This window comes from Streptosporangium sp. NPDC002524 (assembly GCF_040295985.1).
GTDB lineage: Bacteria > Actinomycetota > Actinomycetes > Streptosporangiales > Streptosporangiaceae > Streptosporangium.
Window position 1 is genome coordinate 1 of sequence record NZ_JBEOWK010000075.1, and the last position, 1400, is coordinate 1400.

The 1400-nt window shown below is 35.6% G+C and carries 3 protein-coding genes; all 3 read right to left on the reverse strand.

Features of this window, described 5'->3' with window-relative positions:
* A partial coding sequence (locus ABT053_RS43285) for an IS6 family transposase (protein ID WP_350978018.1) occupies positions 1 to 712 on the reverse strand: 712 nt, incomplete at its 3' end.
* 271 nt (positions 713 to 983) lie between these two features.
* Positions 984 to 1199, reverse strand: a complete 216-nt coding sequence (locus tag ABT053_RS43290) for a helix-turn-helix transcriptional regulator (RefSeq protein WP_101913440.1) — start codon at positions 1197 to 1199, stop codon at positions 984 to 986.
* The coding region (locus ABT053_RS43295; protein ID WP_350978016.1) for a hypothetical protein at positions 1196 to 1400 on the reverse strand (205 nt) is incomplete at its 5' end. The genes ABT053_RS43295 and ABT053_RS43290, both read right to left, overlap by 4 nt.

Here is a 1400-nt window from a genome sequence, read left to right on the forward strand (position 1 = left end):
CAGACATCCTAACTACCAATAAATACGGCCATACGTGATGAACCTGACAAGGCGGGCGCACGGCGCGGCCGACGGTTCGACGCGACGGTAGGCCTTCTTTTCGGGTTTTCTTATATAATCCTCGAATGGCTTCCATGCCCTTAATCGTGGTAGAGGCAGTGCGTAAACTTCGATAGAATTTATTGCGTCTCTTTACTGGACGATGGTCTTGTTCAATCAAATTATTCAGGTATTTAATGGTACGATGTTCTGTCCCTTGATAAAAGCCGTATTCTTTTAGTTTCTTAAAGGCACTTGTAATAGAGGGGGCTTTATCTGTGACTACAACCTTCGGTTCATCAAACTGCTTCACTAACCGCTTAAGAAAAGCATAGGCTGCTTGTGTGTCCCGTTTTTTACGTAACCAAATATCCAAGGTTAAACCATCTGCATCGATGGCTCGATACAAATAATGCCATTTTCCTTTAATTTTGATGTACGTTTCATCCATTTTCCATGAATAAAAGGATTTTTTATTTTTCTTTTTCCAGAGATGATAGAGGACTTTACCGTATTCTTGTACCCAACGATAAATAGTTGTGTGACAAACGTTAATCCCACGATCATAAAGGAGTTCTTGAATTTCACGATAGCTTAGATTGTAACGCAGGTAATAACCAACAGCGACAATAATCACATCTTTTTGAAATTGTTTACCTTTAAAATAGTTCATTGATATATCCTCGCTGTCATTTTTATTCATTTTACACTAAAATAGACTTATCAGAAAACTTTGCAACAGAACCGATTTCTCAATCTTAGGTTTCACGATTTCAACATCACGAATTTCAACTGTCAACTGTTTTTCCTCACCAGTTTTAGTTTTTCCTGTTACTTGCATAAAGACTCTCCTTGCTATTTCACTAATATAAGAACGCAAACTCTGACATTTGCGCCCCTAAAATAAAAAAGACCTAAGTCGTTTTAATATACTTAAGTCTTCACTACTCAAAATAGAATAATTTTTCAAATTCTATATCCAACGCTATACAAAGTAATAATGCTAATTTAGCAGATGGAACGTACTCATAGGTTTCTATATTGCTAATTGTCTGTCTCGAAACACCAACAATTTTAGCCAAATTACTCTGGTTTATTTGTTTTTCAGCACGAGCCACTTTTAACCTATTCTTTAACTCAAGTTTTCCTTTATCCCTCATTTAAAAATTCCACTCATTAAATTCCAGCCCATCACAGAAACAGCAATTAATAATACTACAATTACTATGATGTTAGTCATCGACCTCTTCTTTTTGAACAGATATATTTCATGTCCCAAAGCCAAAAGTAATAACATAAAAAACAAATCGTCTATAGATTCATTTTTTAGCAACCTAATTGTGAAAATAAACAGCCAAGCA

What these genes read in the sequence shown, in the direction of transcription:
- ABT053_RS43290 (WP_101913440.1), bottom strand. Translation starts at nt 1,199, where the DNA reads ATGAGGGATAAAGGAAAACTTGAGTTAAAGAATAGGTTAAAAGTGGCT.